General features: G+C 39.6%; 20 protein-coding genes, 1 pseudogene and 1 other annotated feature. Of the genes and pseudogenes, 2 read left to right on the forward strand and 19 right to left on the reverse strand.

The features are described 5' to 3' along the window. Positions 1-179: 179 nt before the first annotated feature. The 8 genes from ANG_RS07040 to ANG_RS07075 form a co-directional block, all read right to left on the reverse strand. Positions 180-815, reverse strand: a complete 636-nt coding sequence (locus ANG_RS07040) for a Pr6Pr family membrane protein (RefSeq protein WP_003035071.1) — start codon at positions 813-815, stop codon at positions 180-182. A 7-nt stretch (positions 816-822) separates the two neighbouring features. Then, positions 823-1164 carry a zinc ribbon domain-containing protein YjdM gene (locus tag ANG_RS07045; RefSeq protein ID WP_003035020.1) on the reverse strand — a complete coding sequence of 114 codons (342 nt, stop codon included), beginning with the start codon at positions 1162-1164 and terminating at the stop codon, positions 823-825. A gap of 84 nt (positions 1165-1248) precedes the next feature. After that, positions 1249-2217 carry a phosphotransferase gene (locus ANG_RS07050; protein ID WP_003035041.1) on the reverse strand — a complete coding sequence of 323 codons (969 nt, stop codon included), beginning with the start codon at positions 2215-2217 and terminating at the stop codon, positions 1249-1251. A 44-nt stretch (positions 2218-2261) separates the two neighbouring features. Beyond that, positions 2262-2603 (reverse strand): amino acid kinase family protein, encoded by a 342-nt coding sequence (locus ANG_RS07055; protein ID WP_267471890.1) that lies wholly within the window; start codon positions 2601-2603, stop codon positions 2262-2264. A 147-nt stretch (positions 2604-2750) separates the two neighbouring features. Then, positions 2751-3647: an RluA family pseudouridine synthase gene (locus tag ANG_RS07060; RefSeq protein WP_003035060.1), complete on the reverse strand. Its 897-nt coding sequence runs from the start codon at positions 3645-3647 to the stop codon at positions 2751-2753. Continuing rightward, entirely contained in the window at positions 3637-4098 is a 462-nt protein-coding gene (gene lspA / locus ANG_RS07065) for a signal peptidase II (RefSeq protein WP_003032263.1), read from the reverse strand. The genes ANG_RS07060 and lspA overlap by 11 nt, the downstream gene beginning before the upstream one ends. Further along, positions 4095-5003 (reverse strand): LysR family transcriptional regulator, encoded by a 909-nt coding sequence (locus ANG_RS07070; RefSeq protein ID WP_003034976.1) that lies wholly within the window; start codon positions 5001-5003, stop codon positions 4095-4097. The genes lspA and ANG_RS07070 overlap by 4 nt, the downstream gene beginning before the upstream one ends. Before the next feature lie 160 nt (positions 5004-5163). Continuing rightward, positions 5164-5604, reverse strand: a complete 441-nt coding sequence (locus ANG_RS07075; RefSeq protein WP_020999552.1) for a hypothetical protein — start codon at positions 5602-5604, stop codon at positions 5164-5166. Positions 5605-5777: 173 nt separating this feature from the next. Between ANG_RS07075 and ANG_RS07080 the strand changes: the two genes are divergently transcribed. Both ANG_RS07080 and ANG_RS07085 read left to right on the forward strand, forming a co-directional pair. Further along, on the forward strand, positions 5778-6035 hold the full coding sequence (locus ANG_RS07080; protein ID WP_003024959.1) for a metal-sensitive transcriptional regulator: 258 nt from the start codon (positions 5778-5780) through the stop codon (positions 6033-6035). 781 nt (positions 6036-6816) lie between these two features. Further along, positions 6817-7305 (forward strand): prolyl-tRNA synthetase associated domain-containing protein, encoded by a 489-nt coding sequence (locus tag ANG_RS07085; protein WP_003035018.1) that lies wholly within the window; start codon positions 6817-6819, stop codon positions 7303-7305. Positions 7306-7353: 48 nt separating this feature from the next. On the opposite strand, the gene ANG_RS07090 is transcribed toward ANG_RS07085, so the two are convergent. The 11 genes and pseudogenes from ANG_RS07090 to ANG_RS07140 all read right to left on the reverse strand — a co-directional run bounded on the left by ANG_RS07090 (position 7354) and on the right by ANG_RS07140 (position 16846). Continuing rightward, positions 7354-7650, reverse strand: coding sequence for a rhodanese-like domain-containing protein (locus ANG_RS07090; protein WP_003034922.1), 297 nt, complete (start codon positions 7648-7650; stop codon positions 7354-7356). Continuing rightward, complete coding sequence (locus ANG_RS07095) at positions 7640-9295, reverse strand: FAD-dependent oxidoreductase (RefSeq protein ID WP_003035025.1); 1656 nt, start codon at positions 9293-9295, stop codon at positions 7640-7642. The genes ANG_RS07090 and ANG_RS07095 overlap by 11 nt, the downstream gene beginning before the upstream one ends. A gap of 22 nt (positions 9296-9317) precedes the next feature. Further along, a pseudogene (locus tag ANG_RS11205) lies at positions 9318-9541 on the reverse strand (rhodanese-like domain-containing protein). 180 nt (positions 9542-9721) lie between these two features. After that, complete coding sequence (rpmA, locus tag ANG_RS07105) at positions 9722-10015, reverse strand: 50S ribosomal protein L27 (RefSeq protein ID WP_003032879.1); 294 nt, start codon at positions 10013-10015, stop codon at positions 9722-9724. A gap of 17 nt (positions 10016-10032) precedes the next feature. Further along, complete coding sequence (locus ANG_RS07110; protein WP_003035082.1) at positions 10033-10377, reverse strand: ribosomal-processing cysteine protease Prp; 345 nt, start codon at positions 10375-10377, stop codon at positions 10033-10035. Between the two features lie 16 nt (positions 10378-10393). Then, complete coding sequence (gene rplU, locus ANG_RS07115; RefSeq protein WP_003035040.1) at positions 10394-10708, reverse strand: 50S ribosomal protein L21; 315 nt, start codon at positions 10706-10708, stop codon at positions 10394-10396. A gap of 34 nt (positions 10709-10742) precedes the next feature. Continuing rightward, positions 10743-10814, reverse strand: a sequence feature (ribosomal protein L21 leader region). A gap of 135 nt (positions 10815-10949) precedes the next feature. Then, complete coding sequence (gene thiI / locus ANG_RS07120; RefSeq protein WP_003035081.1) at positions 10950-12164, reverse strand: tRNA uracil 4-sulfurtransferase ThiI; 1215 nt, start codon at positions 12162-12164, stop codon at positions 10950-10952. A gap of 3 nt (positions 12165-12167) precedes the next feature. Then, positions 12168-13310 carry a cysteine desulfurase family protein gene (locus ANG_RS07125; RefSeq protein ID WP_020999550.1) on the reverse strand — a complete coding sequence of 381 codons (1143 nt, stop codon included), beginning with the start codon at positions 13308-13310 and terminating at the stop codon, positions 12168-12170. 112 nt (positions 13311-13422) lie between these two features. Continuing rightward, complete coding sequence (locus ANG_RS07130; RefSeq protein WP_003034979.1) at positions 13423-15342, reverse strand: fructose-bisphosphatase class III; 1920 nt, start codon at positions 15340-15342, stop codon at positions 13423-13425. 42 nt (positions 15343-15384) lie between these two features. Beyond that, positions 15385-16203, reverse strand: coding sequence for a pyruvate, water dikinase regulatory protein (locus ANG_RS07135; protein WP_003034963.1), 819 nt, complete (start codon positions 16201-16203; stop codon positions 15385-15387). Between the two features lie 13 nt (positions 16204-16216). Further along, entirely contained in the window at positions 16217-16846 is a 630-nt protein-coding gene (locus ANG_RS07140) for a CBS domain-containing protein (RefSeq protein ID WP_003034927.1), read from the reverse strand. Between the last annotated feature and the right edge of the window lie 169 nt (positions 16847-17015).

A 17015-nucleotide genomic window follows, 5' to 3' on the forward strand; every position in this document is an offset into this window, starting at 1 on the left:
ATCATTTTTCAGATTTATGCTTATTCTATTAATTATACACCTATCAGTCATAAATGGTTCTATAATTATAGATAATGATAGAAGTTTTGACTAGCTTCAAACAATTTTATTTTTCAACAAAAAAGCCTGAAGAAAATAACTAAAAAGTGTTTCTTCAGACACAATCTGCTTTTTGTGTATTAGGATAATGATTTTCTACGTGAGAAAACAGACATAAATCCAAAAAGCAAAAAGCTCGCCAATAGATAGCCGATAAAGATTTTAAGTGACCACTGTAAAACATAAGGCCAACCATATTTTGGAATATTTAAAAAAAAGTAAGCAAAAGGACTGTCCTTAGCACCTGGAATAGGCCACTTGATAAGCAAGCCATTAAACAGAGCAAAAACCATGTAAAGTAAGGGAACACTCGTCCAAGCAATAGGGTCATACCATCGATATTGTAAACGTTTATCAAAAAGCAAGGTATCTGCTAAAAACCACAATGGGACAATGTAATGGCATAGAAAATTTTCCAAGCGATAAAAATCAGTTGCTAAAGGAGCAAGCATAAAATGATAAATGACACAAGTAATCATGATACACATGGTCACACCACCCTTTATCCGAAAGAGTGATTGCGTTTGCCAATGATTTTCAGAACGCGCCATTAAGTATAATAAATATGCTGTGAAAGCTGTTACGATAATGTTAGACAAAACAGTATAATACATGAGCATGCCAAAACCACCATGCTTTGTAATTTCAAGATAAACTCCCACAAACCCTAAGAGAAAGAGCACCATACGGCTATAAAAAATTACATTTCGCTTCATTTTGACCTCAGATTTTCTTAACAAATTCTGACTTAAGTTTCATCGCACCAAAACCATCAATCTTGCAATCAATATTATGGTCACCTTCTACAATCCGAATATTTTTAACACGCGTCCCTTGTTTTAAATCTTTTGGAGCACCCTTTACTTTTAAATCCTTAATTAGAGTAACAGTATCGCCATCCACAAGTTGATTGCCATTTGCATCAATCGCTTTGATACCATCATCATCTTCTTCATTGACTTCAGCCGGATTCCACTCATAAGCACACTCAGGGCAAACGAATAGTAACCCATCTTCGTAAACATATTCTGACTGGCATTTTGGACAATTTGGTAATTGATTCATCTTCTCTCCTTGCTAATACTTAGAATTTATGACGCCTTCCCATTTTACTATAAAATAAAAAATTTGACAAATGAGAGAAATTGACTAATTTTTAAAAGAAATATGATGGTTTAAATAATCTATCATTACTTTTTCTTTTGTAAATTTTACCTTTTGATACTTCATTAAGGCACTATTCTTTTGATTTTCTACCAAGTAAAATAAATGAATCTCTAAAAAACGTTGCAAAGCAAAACGATAACAAAGCTCTGGATTAATATCCCTAATATAATTTGAAAAAAATAAGTTAGCCAATTCAGGAAATGATGAAACATCAGTTTTCAAAGATAATCCCCATAAAAATGTTCCAATATCTTCCTCTGGAAGGGAATAACGTGCATCACCAAAGTCTAGAATAGTTAATTTACCCTTGTGAAAAAGAATATTGTCAGCGTGCAAATCGTTATGAATAAAAAGGGCAGGCTGTGCTTGTTTCGCTTTCTCCAAAATACTTGTGTTTATTTGAAACAATTCCCAATAATTTTTATAATTTGAAATATCCTTTTCTAATTCCTTTTCGTAAGAGAATAACCTGATATGCAAACTAGAAACCAAATCATCATAGACTGGAATTCTCTGATATTCTATACAACTTTCCTTTGAGAAATCATGAAAATGGACGATCTTTTGGGCTATCTGAGGAATTATATTCTTCTCAAAGGAAATGGTTTTTCCTTTTAAATAGACAGATTGCATCACATATAGAATACCTTTATTAACATTTAATGAGAAGATCCACTCTCCGTCCTGAAAAGGAAGGTAAGCAAAATCATTTAGTTCTTCCTCATACAACGCATTTACAAATTGAATTTCTCTTTTCAAATAAGATTTTGCCTCATAAAAAAGTGGGGAAGTCTGGGGAAGATAAAGAATACGCACGACAACTCGTTCATTCATTACATAATTTAAATTTTCAGTCCCGCCTGATAATGGACGTAATGATATATCTTCACCATATAAATCTCGAAGTAAGTTTTTAATTAATATTTCATTTTGAAATGGTTGAAAAAACATTTCCCACTCCTCCAAACTTTCACACTAAAGTATACCACAAAGTTCTATGGTTCAGTTTCCTCGAGTTCCTGAGTACGCTTATAAAACACAGCAACGGCTTTGATAATTTTGCCTCTGAAAACATCCGCTTCATGGCTAGCCACCTCTACCATCTCAAACGAATCTGATATAACCTTTTCTATTAAATTCAAGCCCTTTGCATCTAGATAATGAATAGGATTTGCCGTATAAAAACTATCAACATCAATCAATAGAACCAACAACTCTACCTGCACCATGAATGCAATCTGCGTGCTCAATGTATCATCATTATTACTAACTTTTAACTCAACAAGAAAAACCATATCATTTTCATTGATGAGGGGAACATCTCTCCGATTGAACAAGATAAAGATTAATTACTTGGGTATGCATTTTTATAGCGTCACTTATCCATAAAATCATTTTTATTCTCTACCAAGCCTGATATACTGCGTTATTACACCAAAATTTTAAGCAAAATAAAAAGAAATGAAATACGATTCCTTTATGTTTCACTTCTTTCCTTTTCGCAATTGTTCTAGCGTTTCTTGGAAAACGATCGGCACTTCTGCTGTAAATTCCATGACTTCTCCTGTCTTAGGATGAGTAAATCCAAGCGTTCTGGCATGTAAAAATTGACCGTGCCCTTTTAGCGTTTTACGTGGTCCATATACTTCATCACCTGCCACTGGGTGACCAATATAAGCCATGTGCACACGAATTTGATGTGTACGACCTGTTTCCAGTTGCAACTCCACCAGCGTATAATTGCCAAAACGTTCTAAAACATGGAAACGTGTAACAGCTGGCTTTCCTTTTGCCGTTACAGCTTGTTTTTTTCTATCTTTTTCACTGCGTCCAATCGGTGCTTCAATAACGCCTCTGTCATTCGGTAGATTACCATGCACAATAGCCCAATACTTCCGCAGGGATTTTTTATCTTTTAATTCCTCAGCAAGCTTGATATGCGCATCATCGTTCTTGGCAATCATCAACAATCCTGATGTATCTTTGTCAATCCGATGGACAATTCCGGGGCGCAAAACACCATTGATACCGGACAAATCCTTGATGTGGTACATCAGCGCATTGACCAGTGTTCCACTCGTATGCCCCGCACTTGGATGCACCACCATACCTTGAGCCTTGTTCACCACTGCGACATCTTCATCCTGATAAACAATATCTAGTGGCAGATTTTCTGCAACATACTCCAGCGCTTCTGGTTCGGACAATTCATAAGTAATCACATCACCTGCCTTGACAGCATACTTTGCTTTCTTGACTTGCCCGTTGACTAAGATTTGCCCATTTTTGATTTGTTCATTGGCATGGCTGCGGGATAATGGTGTCAAATCAGCAACCGCCTTGTCCAACCGTACACCACCAATCTCTACTTTAACTTGCATTGCCCTCTTCCTTTAACATCATCACTATCAGTACAAGCACACCAATCGTCAGATAACTATCCGCAACATTAAAAATTGCAAAATTGATAAAATCAAGCTGAAACATATCCACAACAAAACCTTGGCGCATGCGGTCAATAAAATTTCCAATTCCACCTGCAATAATCAAGCTCAAAGCAGATAGCAGCCAGACAGAACCTTTGATGTGCTTGCTCAAATACCAAATAGCAGCTCCAATCACCACTAAAGTAATCACCGCAAACAACCATTGCTGGTTCTCCAGAATTGAAAATGCCGCTCCTGTATTTCGCAAATAAGTCAAACTCAAAATCTTTGGAATGAAAGGCTTCACTCCGCCTAATTGAATGTTTTTGACAATTTCAAACTTGACCCATTGATCCAGCGCAATCAAAGCCACAATCACAATCGGCACGATCACTTTTCGTTTCATTTTTTACCTCTTTTTGCAAAATATTCTTCCATAACAGCAACAAAAGCTGCACCGACTGGTGAAAGCTCTACTTCTTCGCGTTTGACATAAACCATACGGTTTTCCAAATTGTCTTTTAACCGAATTACCGTAATGCCGTTTACACTATTGCTATCCAAAAATCCAGAGCCTGTCGCATAAGCATCTGTCCGCTCTAAAATACCATTTAAAGTGGCACGGTCCGTCACATTAAACATCTGCGAACTAGCACTAGTGTCCACGAAATTCTCTGAATAATAGAGATATTCGTCCTTTTCCTGTGTAAAACGAACCGTCGGCAAATCTGCCAAATCGTCCATAACCAGCTCATCTTTTTCAGCTAAAGGGTGATCTGCTCGCAGATAGATATGTGTCTGAAAAGGAATCAAATCTACCACTTCCAGCCCCAATTTATCCATCCGCTGCATCATTCCCTTGGTATTTTGGTTATTCAGATAGATAATGCCAATCTCGCTGTGTCCTTGTGCGACTTCGTTTAAAATCTGCACCGTTGTAGATTCAAAAATTCGGAAATTCTTATTTTTTGGATAGCGTTTGGCAAATTCCGTTATCAGAGGCGGCAAGAAATCATAGTGCTGGCTGGCAATGGAAAATTCTGCTTTTTCTTCCTCTGGATTGGCATACTGATTTTGAAAGACATCAAATCCTTTAACCAATTCTTGAGCTTTTTCGTAAAATTCCATCCCTCGACGTGTCAGAAATGTACCGCTACTCGTTCTGCGAAATACTTTAAAACCCAGTTCTTTTTCTAATTCTCGAACCGCAATGGACAAACTAGGCTGGCTGACATACATTTTCTCAGCGGCTTCACGAAAGGTGCCACTATTGGCAATGGCTACAACATAGCGCAGTTGTTGAATATTCATCCTTTTATCCTTTTTATCCTCTTTCAAGTGTTTTATCATTATACCATAAATCAAGGCATAACTAAACCGTCATACACCCATGAAATCCAGTCGTCGCTTCTTTCATATCTTCCTAATAAAGCAGATAAAACAAGTTGTTTTTGGCTGCTGCAAGTGACATTCAACTTCTTTCACTCATGTAGCGGCTTATCTCATCAGCTGTCAATTTTCGCACTTCTGTATTTGGATACTCTTTGTATTCATGAACGGTAAAAACAGGTGCCAGCAATGGGCATGTTTTATCCTTATTCTTTTTTAAAAATACTTGTAAATCTTCTTTTGCTACAAATATTTTATAAGACAGCCTTCCCTTGCTATTTTTTATTTCATAAATACCGCATGGCTTTTTCATCGTATAATCAGCGGTTCGCAAGTATAGCTTTGCGATTTCTAATGATTTAAACGGAAAATGCCACCTTTGCAATCCTCTCTTTGGGTCTTTTTCAATGCAGATACACCGCCCACATGTTCCGCAAATATACTGCCTGTGGTGTTGCAAACAATCCAAAGGATTCAGTAAAGTCGTTCTTCTACTTTCCCTAGAATAACATTCTTGACACATGTTTCCCTCCTGTTACTGACCGACATAGACGGCTTCTGTCATGGTGAACATCCAAGTTTGACACAAACCATTCACATCATACCTCCCTCATTATATCATAAAGAAAGAGCGAGAACTTTGACAAAGAGGTCTATTCAAGATATAATGTAAAAAAATAAACAGAGGACAAGGACATGGCAAATTCAAAGCTTATTACGCGGCTGAAACGCTCTGAAGGACAATTGCGTGGCATTCAAAAAATGATAGAAGAAGAGCGCGACTGTGCGGACATTATCACTCAATTAACCGCTGTGCGCTCTAGTGTCGAGCGGGTCATTGAGTTGATGATTACCGAAAATCTCACTGAATGTCTCAACCATCCTTTAGACGATCCCGAAGCTCAAAAAGAGCGACTAGAAAAAGCCGTCCAATACCTTATCAAGCGAAAATAACCTCAGCAGGCGACGAAAACTGCTGAGGTTTGTTTATTTACGGTACACAATATAAGGGATGATTCCAACTATCACTTTTTTAGAAAAATAGAACTGTACAATGGGCAAAAGTAGTTCTTAAAGGAGTGTGTCCGCCCGGCGGACGAAATGAACTACTTTCAGGGCAAGCCGTCAGCCCGGCGGACAGAGCAAACTTGTTTCTAGGCAAGCCGTCCGCTCGGCGGATGAAGTGAACTTGTTTCTGGGCAAGCCGTCAGTCCGGCGGACAGAGCAAACTTGTTTCTAGGCTAGCTGTCAGCCCGACGGATGAAGTGAACTGCTTTTAGGACAGACTAGTGACCCGATCGACGGAGTGAACTGCTTTTAGGACAGATTATCGACCCGGTCGACGAGGTGAACTGCTTTTAGGACAGATTATCGACCCGGTCGACGAGGTGAACTGCTTTTAGGACAGACTAGCGACCCGGTCGACGGAGTGGACTGCTTTTGGGACAGACTAGCGACCCAGTCGACGGAGTGAACTGCTTTTGGGACAGACTAGCGACCCAGTCGACGGAGTGAACTGCTTTTGGGACAGACTAGCGACCCAGTCGACGGAGTGAACTACTTTTAGGACAAGCGGTCGAACCCGGTCAACGAGGTGAACTGCTTTTAGGACAGACTAGTGACCCGATCGACGGAATGGACTGCTTTTGGGGGCAGGTTGCCAACCATTGAAAGAAAAGTCCTCCTCAATATGGTATAATAAGAGTAATAAAACAAATCAAAGGAGGCAAGTAAAATGGACTTATACGCAAAAGTAGAAGAAACCTTGAACAAGTTAAACATTCCATTTGAAATCGTGGAACACGAACCGGCACTTACGACCGAGCAGGCAGACAGCTTTATCGAAGGCATTGAAGGCGTCCGCACCAAAACGATGTTTCTCACTAACAAGAAGAAAACCGCCTACTACTTGCTCATCATGGACGACAAAAAGCGCTTGGACATGGACTTATTTAAAGAACTGGTAAAAGCTAATAGAATTCGCATGGCATCCGCTGACAGTTTATTTGAAAAAATGATGTTGCCAGCAGGTGTTGTTTCTCCATTTGGATTGTTAAACAATGCCGATAAAGACATTCAAGTTTATTTTGACAAAGAAATCATGTCGGAAAAACGAATGAGTTTTCACCCCAATACCAATGAAAAAACACTCTTTTTAGACACAACGGACTTACTCAAATTCCTAGAAGCCATTGGCTACGAAGCTCATATTGTTGAATTGTAATACGAATAAACCCGATTAAGACAGCACTTAATCGGATTTTCTTTTATTTTACTCCACCTCTCCGGGCCAGATATTCATGCCCCCAGCCACATTGGTTACATCAAATCCTTGCGCACTTAAAAACTGACACGCAGCCGCAGAACGTGCGCCAGATTGGCAGATGACATAGTATTTCTCCTGCTGGCTGAGTAGTTTGTAGCCTGCCTCCAAACTACTCAAAGGCAGGTTTTGTGCCGTCGGAACGTGCCCTGACACGAACTCATAAACTTCTCGCACATCAATAATGGACAGCTTTTCTGCTTGGTATTTCTTATAAAATTCAGACATAGTGATATTAGTTTCCATATTCTACCCCCTCTGGTTTTACCATTTTGTACAAGGCAAAGGCGCCGTCTAGATTTTGAACAGAAAATCCTGCTTGTTTGAGAATGCGCTCGGCAATATAGCTACGAAGTCCACTATGACAGCTCACGATATAATCCTGCGACTTGTCTAACTCTCCTAAACGCTCACGCAATTCATTTAAAGGAATGTGAACCGTATCCACTTTCAAACGACCTTGTTGAAGCTCACTGGCCGTCCGCACATCTAGGAACTTCTTACCAGCAGCTAGTTCATCTTCCAATTCATACCACTGGATATTGTCGCTCAAACCTTCTACTAAGTTTAAGGCTGCATATCCCAGCATATTGACCGGATCTTTAGCAGAGCCAAACGGTGGCGCATAGGTAAATTCCAACTCTGGCAAGTCAAAAATGGTTAGATTACCTTTGATAGCCGTTGCCAAAATATCAATCCGCTTATCAACGCCTTTTTTCCCAACACCTTGTGCACCATAAATTTTGCCACTTGTTGGCTCAAAGAGGAGTTTCAAGGTCACATCAGTCGCACCCGGATAGTAGCCAGCATGATCCTTACCACTGACATGAATAACTTGATAAGGCAGGCCATTCATACGAAGAATGCGCTCGCTCAACCCTGTCGAAGCTGCCGTCATGTCAAATGCCCGAACGATAGCTGTACCAATGCTACCTTTATTCTTGCGAGCTACCCCAGCAATCACGTCCGCCACTTGGCGACCTTGACGATTGGCAGGCGAAGCCAATGAAATCAGCGCGTCTTCTCCTGTAATCTCTTGCTTAACCACAATCGCATCACCGACTGCATAAATATCAGGTTGACTGGTTTCATAACGCTCATTGACTAAGATACCGCCACGCATTCCCAGTTCAATACCTGCCGCCTGTGCCAAAGCATTCTCCGGTTGCACCCCGACAGATAAAATGGTCACATCAGAAACAATTTTTTGCCCATTCTCCAGTACAATGACCTTTCCCTTGTCCTCAAACCGCGTAGCAGACTGAGAAGTCATTACTTGAATACCGTTTTTCAACAATTCAGCTTGAACAAAAGCAGCCATTTCTTTATCCAGCGGCGGCAAAACATGCGGTGCTTTCTCAACAATCGTCACCTTCAAACCGCGCTTCCGAAGATTTTCTGCCATTTCAAGCCCAATGAATCCAGCCCCAATCACCACAGCTTCTTTTGGCTCTTTCTCCAAAGCCAACATAATCTCATCTAGGTCAGGAACATTACGTAAAGTATAGGTATTTTCAGCTGTTTCCAAACCGTCAATCGGAGGCACAAAAGGCTTTGCTCCCGGAGACAAAATCAGCCTGTCGTAACTCTCTGTAAACTCTTTTCCGTCATGCCGAACCGTCACTGTATGTTGATCTGGCGAGATAGCCGTCACTTCATGAAAAGGACGAACATCTAGATGAAAGCGTGCCTTTAAACTCTCAGGCGTTTGCACTAACAAATCTTCCCGATTAGCAATTTCTCCAGAAACATAGTAAGGCAGACCACAGTTCGCAAAGGAAACGAATGGTCCCTTTTCAAAAATAATAATCTCAGCGTCTTCCATTAGCCTTCTTAAACGCGTCGCTGCAGACATTCCACCTGCAACTCCACCAACAATGATAATTTTCATTCAACTTCCTCCTTTATAGCTTTTAAACAATTTTTCCAGTCCAAGCACTCATACCGCCTTGAATATGGACAACATCGTAGCCTTTTTTCTTTAACTTTTTTGCTGCCGCTTTGAGTGACAAATGACATATATTGTCTCATTTGTTTTCTATACACACCTCGTGATTTCATTGTGCAGAGCATTCTTTTCGTTCTTTATATGACCATTCCAATCTTCAAAGGGCATTCGTACATCTACTAATTGAATCTTCTCTTTTTATTTTTTATCTAATTCTCTTGTAAATAAGTGAAACATAAGCACCTCCATTTATACCCTTGTGGGGTATATTAAACCATGAAGCTTTATTTTTGTCAAGAATGTTGTTTCTAGAAAGTTCTGAATTAATTTGTAACAAAAAATCCCTGCCTTTTGGCAAGGAATTCAGTTTTATTTCGCAATTGGGTAAACAGAAACTTGTTTTTTATCGCGACCTTTGCGTTCAAAGCGTACAACGCCTTCAACTTTTGCAAACAAAGTGTCATCTCCACCGCGTCCAACGTTGACACCTGGATAGATGTGAGTACCGCGTTGACGGTAAAGAATAGATCCACCAGTTACAGTTTGTCCGTCAGCTGCTTTAGCTCCAAGACGTTTTGCTTGTGAATCACGTCCGTTAGATGTAGAACCTCCACCTTTTTTATGAGCAAAAAGTTGCAGGTTCGCAAGATTCATTTTCAACATAATGTTTTTCCTCCGTGTTAGTTTTCTGTGATAACTCTTGTCTGGACGAACTCAGCTGAGTCCTCCGATAAGTTTGCCATACCCAAGAAGAATGATTCAAAGAAAAGTTGAGTCATTTCTCTTTGGTGAGATGGAATATCTGTAGGAATCTCTACCCGTAAGAATCCACCTTCTTCTTCGTTTAATTCTAAGATTGGTTCATAGCCTGCGAATTTTTCAATCGAATTGATGAAATTTATGGCAAGCGTAGAAACCGACGCACACACGACATCAAAGCCGTATTCGCCACTTTCGGCGTGTCCAATAATTTCTGCACTCCTCAGCTCACCATCCTCGGCTCGTTCAAAGACTGCTTGTATCATGTGCTCTCCTTAAAAATTAAGCGTTGATTGCATTGATGACAACCTTAGTATATGGTTGACGGTGACCTTGTTTACGATGGCTACCTTTTTTAGGTTTGTACTTGTAAGTAACGACTTTCTTTTGTTTTCCTTGTTTTTCAACAGTTCCAACAACAGTAGCTCCAGAAACAAGCGGAGTTCCGACAACAGTGTTCTCACCACCAACAAGAACAACTTCGTCAAATGTTACATCTTGACCAGCTTCAACGTCTAATTTTTCAACGTAAATTGCTTGACCAACTTCAACTTTAACTTGTTTGCCGCCAGTTTTAATGATTGCGTATGTGCTCATTATGCACCTCCTATGAATTTTACGGGTTTCCCCTAATTTTGTGAAGACTCGCCTAGCATCGTGGGACGAACCACTTATGACGACGTTCGAGCGGTTGCACAGGCTGTGCATAGTCAACTCTATAAGTATAGCATTTCTGATAGCCCTTGGCAAGTATTTTTTATCAAAAGACTAACTCAGTAGCTTTTAGTAATTTTTAATAATTTCCCAGAATAACTTCCAATCTCAAAATCCGTTCTTATTACAACAATCCCTCAATCATTTCATCCACCTCGTCTGTTTCTGCTTCTGGTGTGATTTCAGTCATGATGATACCAGCAACAGCACGTTCCACTAAAGCATCCACATCCATACGCGCTTCGTATTGCTCTGCATTTTTTATCTTTGGATTGGTTTTCGGACGGTCTGGGGCAAAAATGGTACAACAGTCTTCAAAGGGCTGAATTGAGATATTAAAGGTATCAATCTTTTCAGCAATGTCTATGATTTCCAGCTTATCCATGGTCACAACTGGGCGAATAATGGGAGTGTTAGTGACAGCATTAATCGCTTGCATACTCTCTAGCGTTTGGCTAGCAACTTGACCAAGACTTTCTCCGTTGATGATAACGAGCCCACCGCGTTCTTCACGAATCCGATCCGTGATCCGCATCATAAAACGACGAGTTAAGGTCATCAGATAAGCTTCTGGTGCTTTCGCTTTGATTTCTTCTTGAATTTCCGTAAATGGCACTTCAATAAATTGGATATTACCACCAAATTTGGTTAACTTGCGTGTCAAGTTCTGCGCCTTTTTAAGAGCACCTGGACTTGTATAAGGCGGGCTCGCAAAGTGAACCGCTTCAATATCCACTCCACGTTTAAGGGCTAGATAGCCCGCAACCGGGGAGTCAATTCCGCCTGACAGCATCAACATCCCTTTTCCAGATGTCCCAACAGGAAGCCCACCTGCTCCACGGATTGTTTCATAAGACAGATAAGCTGCTTCCTCACGTATTTCCACTTGTAGGATAATATCCGGCGCTTTCATCTTGACTTGAACATGTGGGATGGCATCAAACACGGCATTTCCAAGAGTTTGATTCAGCTCACGGCTATCCAATTCAAAATTGTGGTCGCTACGTTTGCTGGCAATCTTGAAAGTCATCCCCTCTTTATAAATTTCTTTCATAATTGTCTGCACCGCTTCAACCAAAGCAGGAACTGATTTTTCAATCTTATAAGACGGAGAGAAATTTTGAATCCCAAAAATTTGTTTAAGCGATTCTGCAACAGGTTGATAGTCCGTTCCGTGAAGATAGACATGTGCACGATCTCGGTCTGCTTTCACATGCACATCTGGGTAAACAGAGAGGACTGCTTGCATATTGCGTTTCAATTTGTTAATAAAACGCATGCGATTTTTTCCTTTGGTTGAAAGCTCGCCGTAACGAACCATAATTTCTGAATATTGCATTGTTTACCTTACTTTTCTAGTTTTTTCATAAATGAGTTTAAACGTTGTCAGAAATTGCTCAATCTGACTCATGTCATTATCTGCATCCAGACTAATTCGCACAGCCGTTTGAGCTAAGGATTTGTCAACACCCATGGCTATCAAAGTTCCAGCTGGTTTGCCAGCTTTAGAGGAACAAGCACTCGTAGTAGAGATATAAATGTCATACTCTTCAAAAGCATGAACTACCACTTCACCTCGTACGCCTTTAATTCCGAAAGTCAAAATATGGGGCGCAAACTCTTCTATTCCTGAAAAAATCGTCACATCAGGATACTTAGCTAGCTCTTCTAGGATAATCTCTTTCATTTTTGCGGTTCGTGTGGTGAAAGTTTTCAGATTTCCCATAGACAAGCGCAAGGCTTTTGCAGTTGCTGCAATACCCGCCAAATTTTCAGTCGTAGAACGCTTGTCTGATTCTTGACCGCCACCATTCAACAGCGGACTGATTTTCTTACCAGACTTGATATAGACAAAACCAACACCCCGTAAGCCATGAAACTTATGGCTGGAAAATGTCGCAAAGTCCACGCGCTCAGTTAAATAATCTTCCGTCAGGATCTTAGCTACAGCTTGCACTGCATCTACATGAAAAGAAATAGTAGGCTTGTCCGCTAAGAGTTCTGAAATAGCCTTAATCGGCTGAACAGAGCCGATTTCATTGTTGACCGCCATGACTGAAATTAAAGTCGTATCCGGTCGGATAAGGGTAGCTAATTTTTCAACATCTACAAAACCTTTGTTATCGACAGGTGCAAAATCCACTTCAAAACCTTGCTGCGTCAGCCAGAGAGCGGATTCTTTCACTGCTGGATGTTCAATAGCAGATACAATGATATGCTTGCCATAGCGCGCTTTTTCAAAAGCCACACCCTTGATAACCCAATTATCGCCTTCCGTCCCTCCAGACGTAAAGAAAATCTCTTGAGAGGATTTACCGAGAATCTCCGCAATTTGCCTGCGAGATGCATCTAACAAGCGGGTCGCCTGATTGCCCAAACTGTGGAGACTAGAAGGATTTCCCCAAATTTTAGAAGCAACTTCTGTATAGGTAGCCAAAGCCTCTGGGTAAGGCTTGGTTGTTGCTGAATTGTCTAAATAAATCATCTTAAACCTCTCCATTTCAATACTCCTATTGTAACACGAAAAAGAAATGGGGACAACAGCAAAACTTGAAATGAAAAGGCTCTCCAAGTTTTGGCTTGGAGAGCCGTAAAGGTTAATCATAAAATTCATGCAAGAGAGCAGATAGTTCCTGTTGTTGTTCGATGAGACTTTGACCGATTGTCGTTGATTTTATCAAAGTTCGCTCACGGACATGCTCAATCACTTTCTTCAAGGATGAGAGATCCACAGCCTTCTCAATCATTTTTTGCACATTTTGAAAAGGTTGGTGTGTGACAATTTGAAAACCATATGAATTATTGAGCAAGGAATAACCAGCAATACCCGTTTTCTTTTGATAGGCTTCACACAACCCACCGTCAATGACAAATAGCATGCCTTCTCCTCGGATTGGAGATTCGCCTTTCAATGTTTTTACAGGTGTATGCCCATTTACAATCCTAGAATCTTCAGAAAAGAGACCGAATTCTTCCAAAATCAACTTGCAAATCTTAGCAGAATTCCGATAGGAGAAATAGGGATTTTCCTTTTCAACGTGCGTTTCCTTGTCCTCAATAAAATAACGCTCTAAGGTGGTCATCTTGTCCTTGCCAAACAAGGGAGATAGTTTTCCATTCCAACAGTACCAGATAAGATCCGTTGAGAAATCGTTCTGAATTTCTGGATTTTTAGAACTTTTCCGAATATGGTATTCAAAAAAGTCGAGCAATTCTTTACCAGCATAGCGGATTTGATTGATTTGCAAAGGTTGAAAGTCTCCTGATGTCTCTAGAGGGATACAGCCATGAAACAGGAGATGGTTGTTATAAATCTTATACATGGAACCCTTGTTCATCAAAAAAGAAATCTGGTTCTTGAGCTGAATAGAATGCTGGAATGAATCCAGCAAAGTAGCAACCACTTCTTCTTCTTCATCCGTTAATTCCTCTGGCTTTTGGGGATTAATCGTTTGAAAACAAGTATTAGCTAAGAAATGCTTCTTCTCTTCTATCATGACACTCTCTTCCCAGTAATCAATCTTATCCAGAGTAAGGTGTTGAGACATATTAAATTCTGGTCGTCTTTTGATGAGCTGATTTTCCAATTTAAACTGGATAATCGCTAAAGCTTGGTGAATCTTCTCCAACTGAAGAATTTCCTCAGGAGAATAATCGTCACTTCTTTTTCCTAACTTAGGTTTGAATTTTGCATTTTCCGAATAAGTCTTTTCAGCAAAGAGGACGAGTGGTCTTAGATTAAGACCATAAGCTCGCTCAATATCGTAAAGATACCCGTACCTAGCAGCTATTCGTAAGAGAATGAGTAAACATTCTTTTGAGCCGAAGAAAGCCCCCATCCAGATAATGTCGTGGTTGCCCCACTGAATATCAACAGAATGATAAGCCATGAGTTCATTCATTACTTTATCCGCTGCTGCTCCGCGATCAAAAATATCACCAACTATGTGAAGATGATCAATGATTAATTGCCGAATGACCGTTGATAATGTCGAAATAAACTGACTTGCTTCACCTAAATCAATCAAATAGTTCTGAATCGTTTCAAAATAAATATTGCTATCCGGCAGATTTCTATCAGTGTAAAGCAATTCCTCAATAATGTAAGCATATTGTGGCGGCAAGGCTTTCCTTACTTTAGAGCGTGTGTATTTGGCTGCTACAAAAGCTAGCAAAGTCAACAGATTTTGAATGATTTCTCCATACCAACTTTTATCTTTCAAAGGATAAAGGAACCCATCGCTCAAAACTTCCTGAGGATACGCAATTAGTAAGGTCAGCTTGTCTTTTTCCTCTTTTGATAATTTCTCTCCAAAGCAGTCGTTGATTTTTTCGTTCAGATTCCCCGCACAGGTCCTTAGGATATAGTCAAAAGCCTCAAACTCACCATGAATATCACTAAGGTACAACTCGGTTCCTTTCGGCAAGTTTAAAATAGCTTCCAGATTGATTAACTCTGTGATGACCTTTTGCTTGGAATCAAACTCTTTTAATAAAATTCGTTTGTATTGCTCCATTCGTTCACCTCGTTTAAATACAGCACCTTAGGGCTTTAATTCTTATTTTGAAGTCAGAGATTTTAAATGTCCTTCAATGATGCAAGCCGTTTCTTCAATAGATTTATCTGTCATATTGATAACATGTGCTTGATATTTTTGAAATACTTTTTTAGAATAGTCCAATTCTTCATAAATTTTTTCAATATCTGTATAGCTTGTAGTTTGTGTCAAACCAAGCGCATCCAAGCGATTACTTCTCACTTTTGCCAATTTATCTGGGTCACACACCAAGCCAATCATTCTTCTTCTATCTACTTTATCCAAGATTTGCGGTAGCGGAACCTCTGGAATCAAGGGAAGATTGGACACTTTGTAACCTTTATTGGCTAAATAGATACTGAGCGGAGTCTTGGAAGTTCGAGAAACTCCTAGAATCACAAGATCTGACTCCAAAAATCCTTGCGGGTTCTTGCCATCATCATATTTAACAGCAAATTCAATAGCTGAAATTTTATTGAAATATTCCGTGTCCAAACGGTGCAGAACTCCCGGAACTTCAATCGGTTGCGTGCCTGTTTTTTCTTTGATGATTTCAAAAAATGGATTCATCAAATCCAGATAAGACAAATGATTGACTCTGCTAAATTCCCTCGCAGTTGCTGCCAAATGACTGTCTACTAAGGTACTAATCACAACTGCGTCATCTTTGATAGCGTCCTGCAAAATATCCAACAATTCAGACTCCTTATTTATAAAAGGAAACCGATAGCTATTATTAAAAATCAAATCTGGGTATTGAGCCATAACGGCTGACAGTAATTTTTGGGATGTTCCTCCCAAAGAATCAGAAATGGCGTAAATGGTAATCTCTTGTTTCATGAAAACTCCTTTTTTATCTATTCACTTCTGCATTTCTAGCTTCTTGGATAATAAAGTCCAACAAGGCTGATTTAGTAATTGTTCCGATAATATGACCTTCATTTTGCTCCTCCACAACAGGCAAGGAATCAATGGCAAAATCCTGCAAAAGTGCCGCAGCTTCAAGGATATTCAAATCTTTATGGCAGGTTTTTATATGCGGCATTCTGGTCATGCAAACAGCTACCGGTGTCACATCAATATTGGCATTGAGCGCCGCTCTTAACAAATCCTTTCGCGACAAAATACCTAGTAGCTGCTTTTTTTCATCTATCACATAGAGAACATCTGCATCATACATAAATAAAGTAATAATGGCATCTTGAATAAACGAATCGTGCGCCACCAATACTGGTGATGTCATGACATCTTCAACTTTCTTCTGAAAAGTATCAAAGAAAAAGAGCATTTCCAAATCCGAACCAGCATAAGTGTAGCCAACTTTCGGACTTGCTTTTAAAATCCCCACTAAGGTTAGAAAGGATAAATCTGAGCGCAAAGTTGCCCTAGACACATCTAGCAGTTCTGAGATTTTTTCACCGCTAACCGGTTGATCTTTCTTTACAATTTCAACGATCTCTTTTTGTCGTTTTGTTAATTTCAAATTTTACTCCTTTTCCAATATCAATTTCAAATCATTATTATGTGTCATATTATAACAAATAAAACTTGTTTGTCAACGATTTATGATTGGTTTTTTCAGTTGACAAACATATATGACGTATATTACAATGTATTTGTCTTTTATTATGACACATATTTAATAAATTGGA

It is taken from the genome of Streptococcus anginosus subsp. whileyi MAS624 (assembly GCF_000478925.1).
GTDB classification, from domain to species: Bacteria; Bacillota; Bacilli; order Lactobacillales; family Streptococcaceae; genus Streptococcus; species Streptococcus whileyi.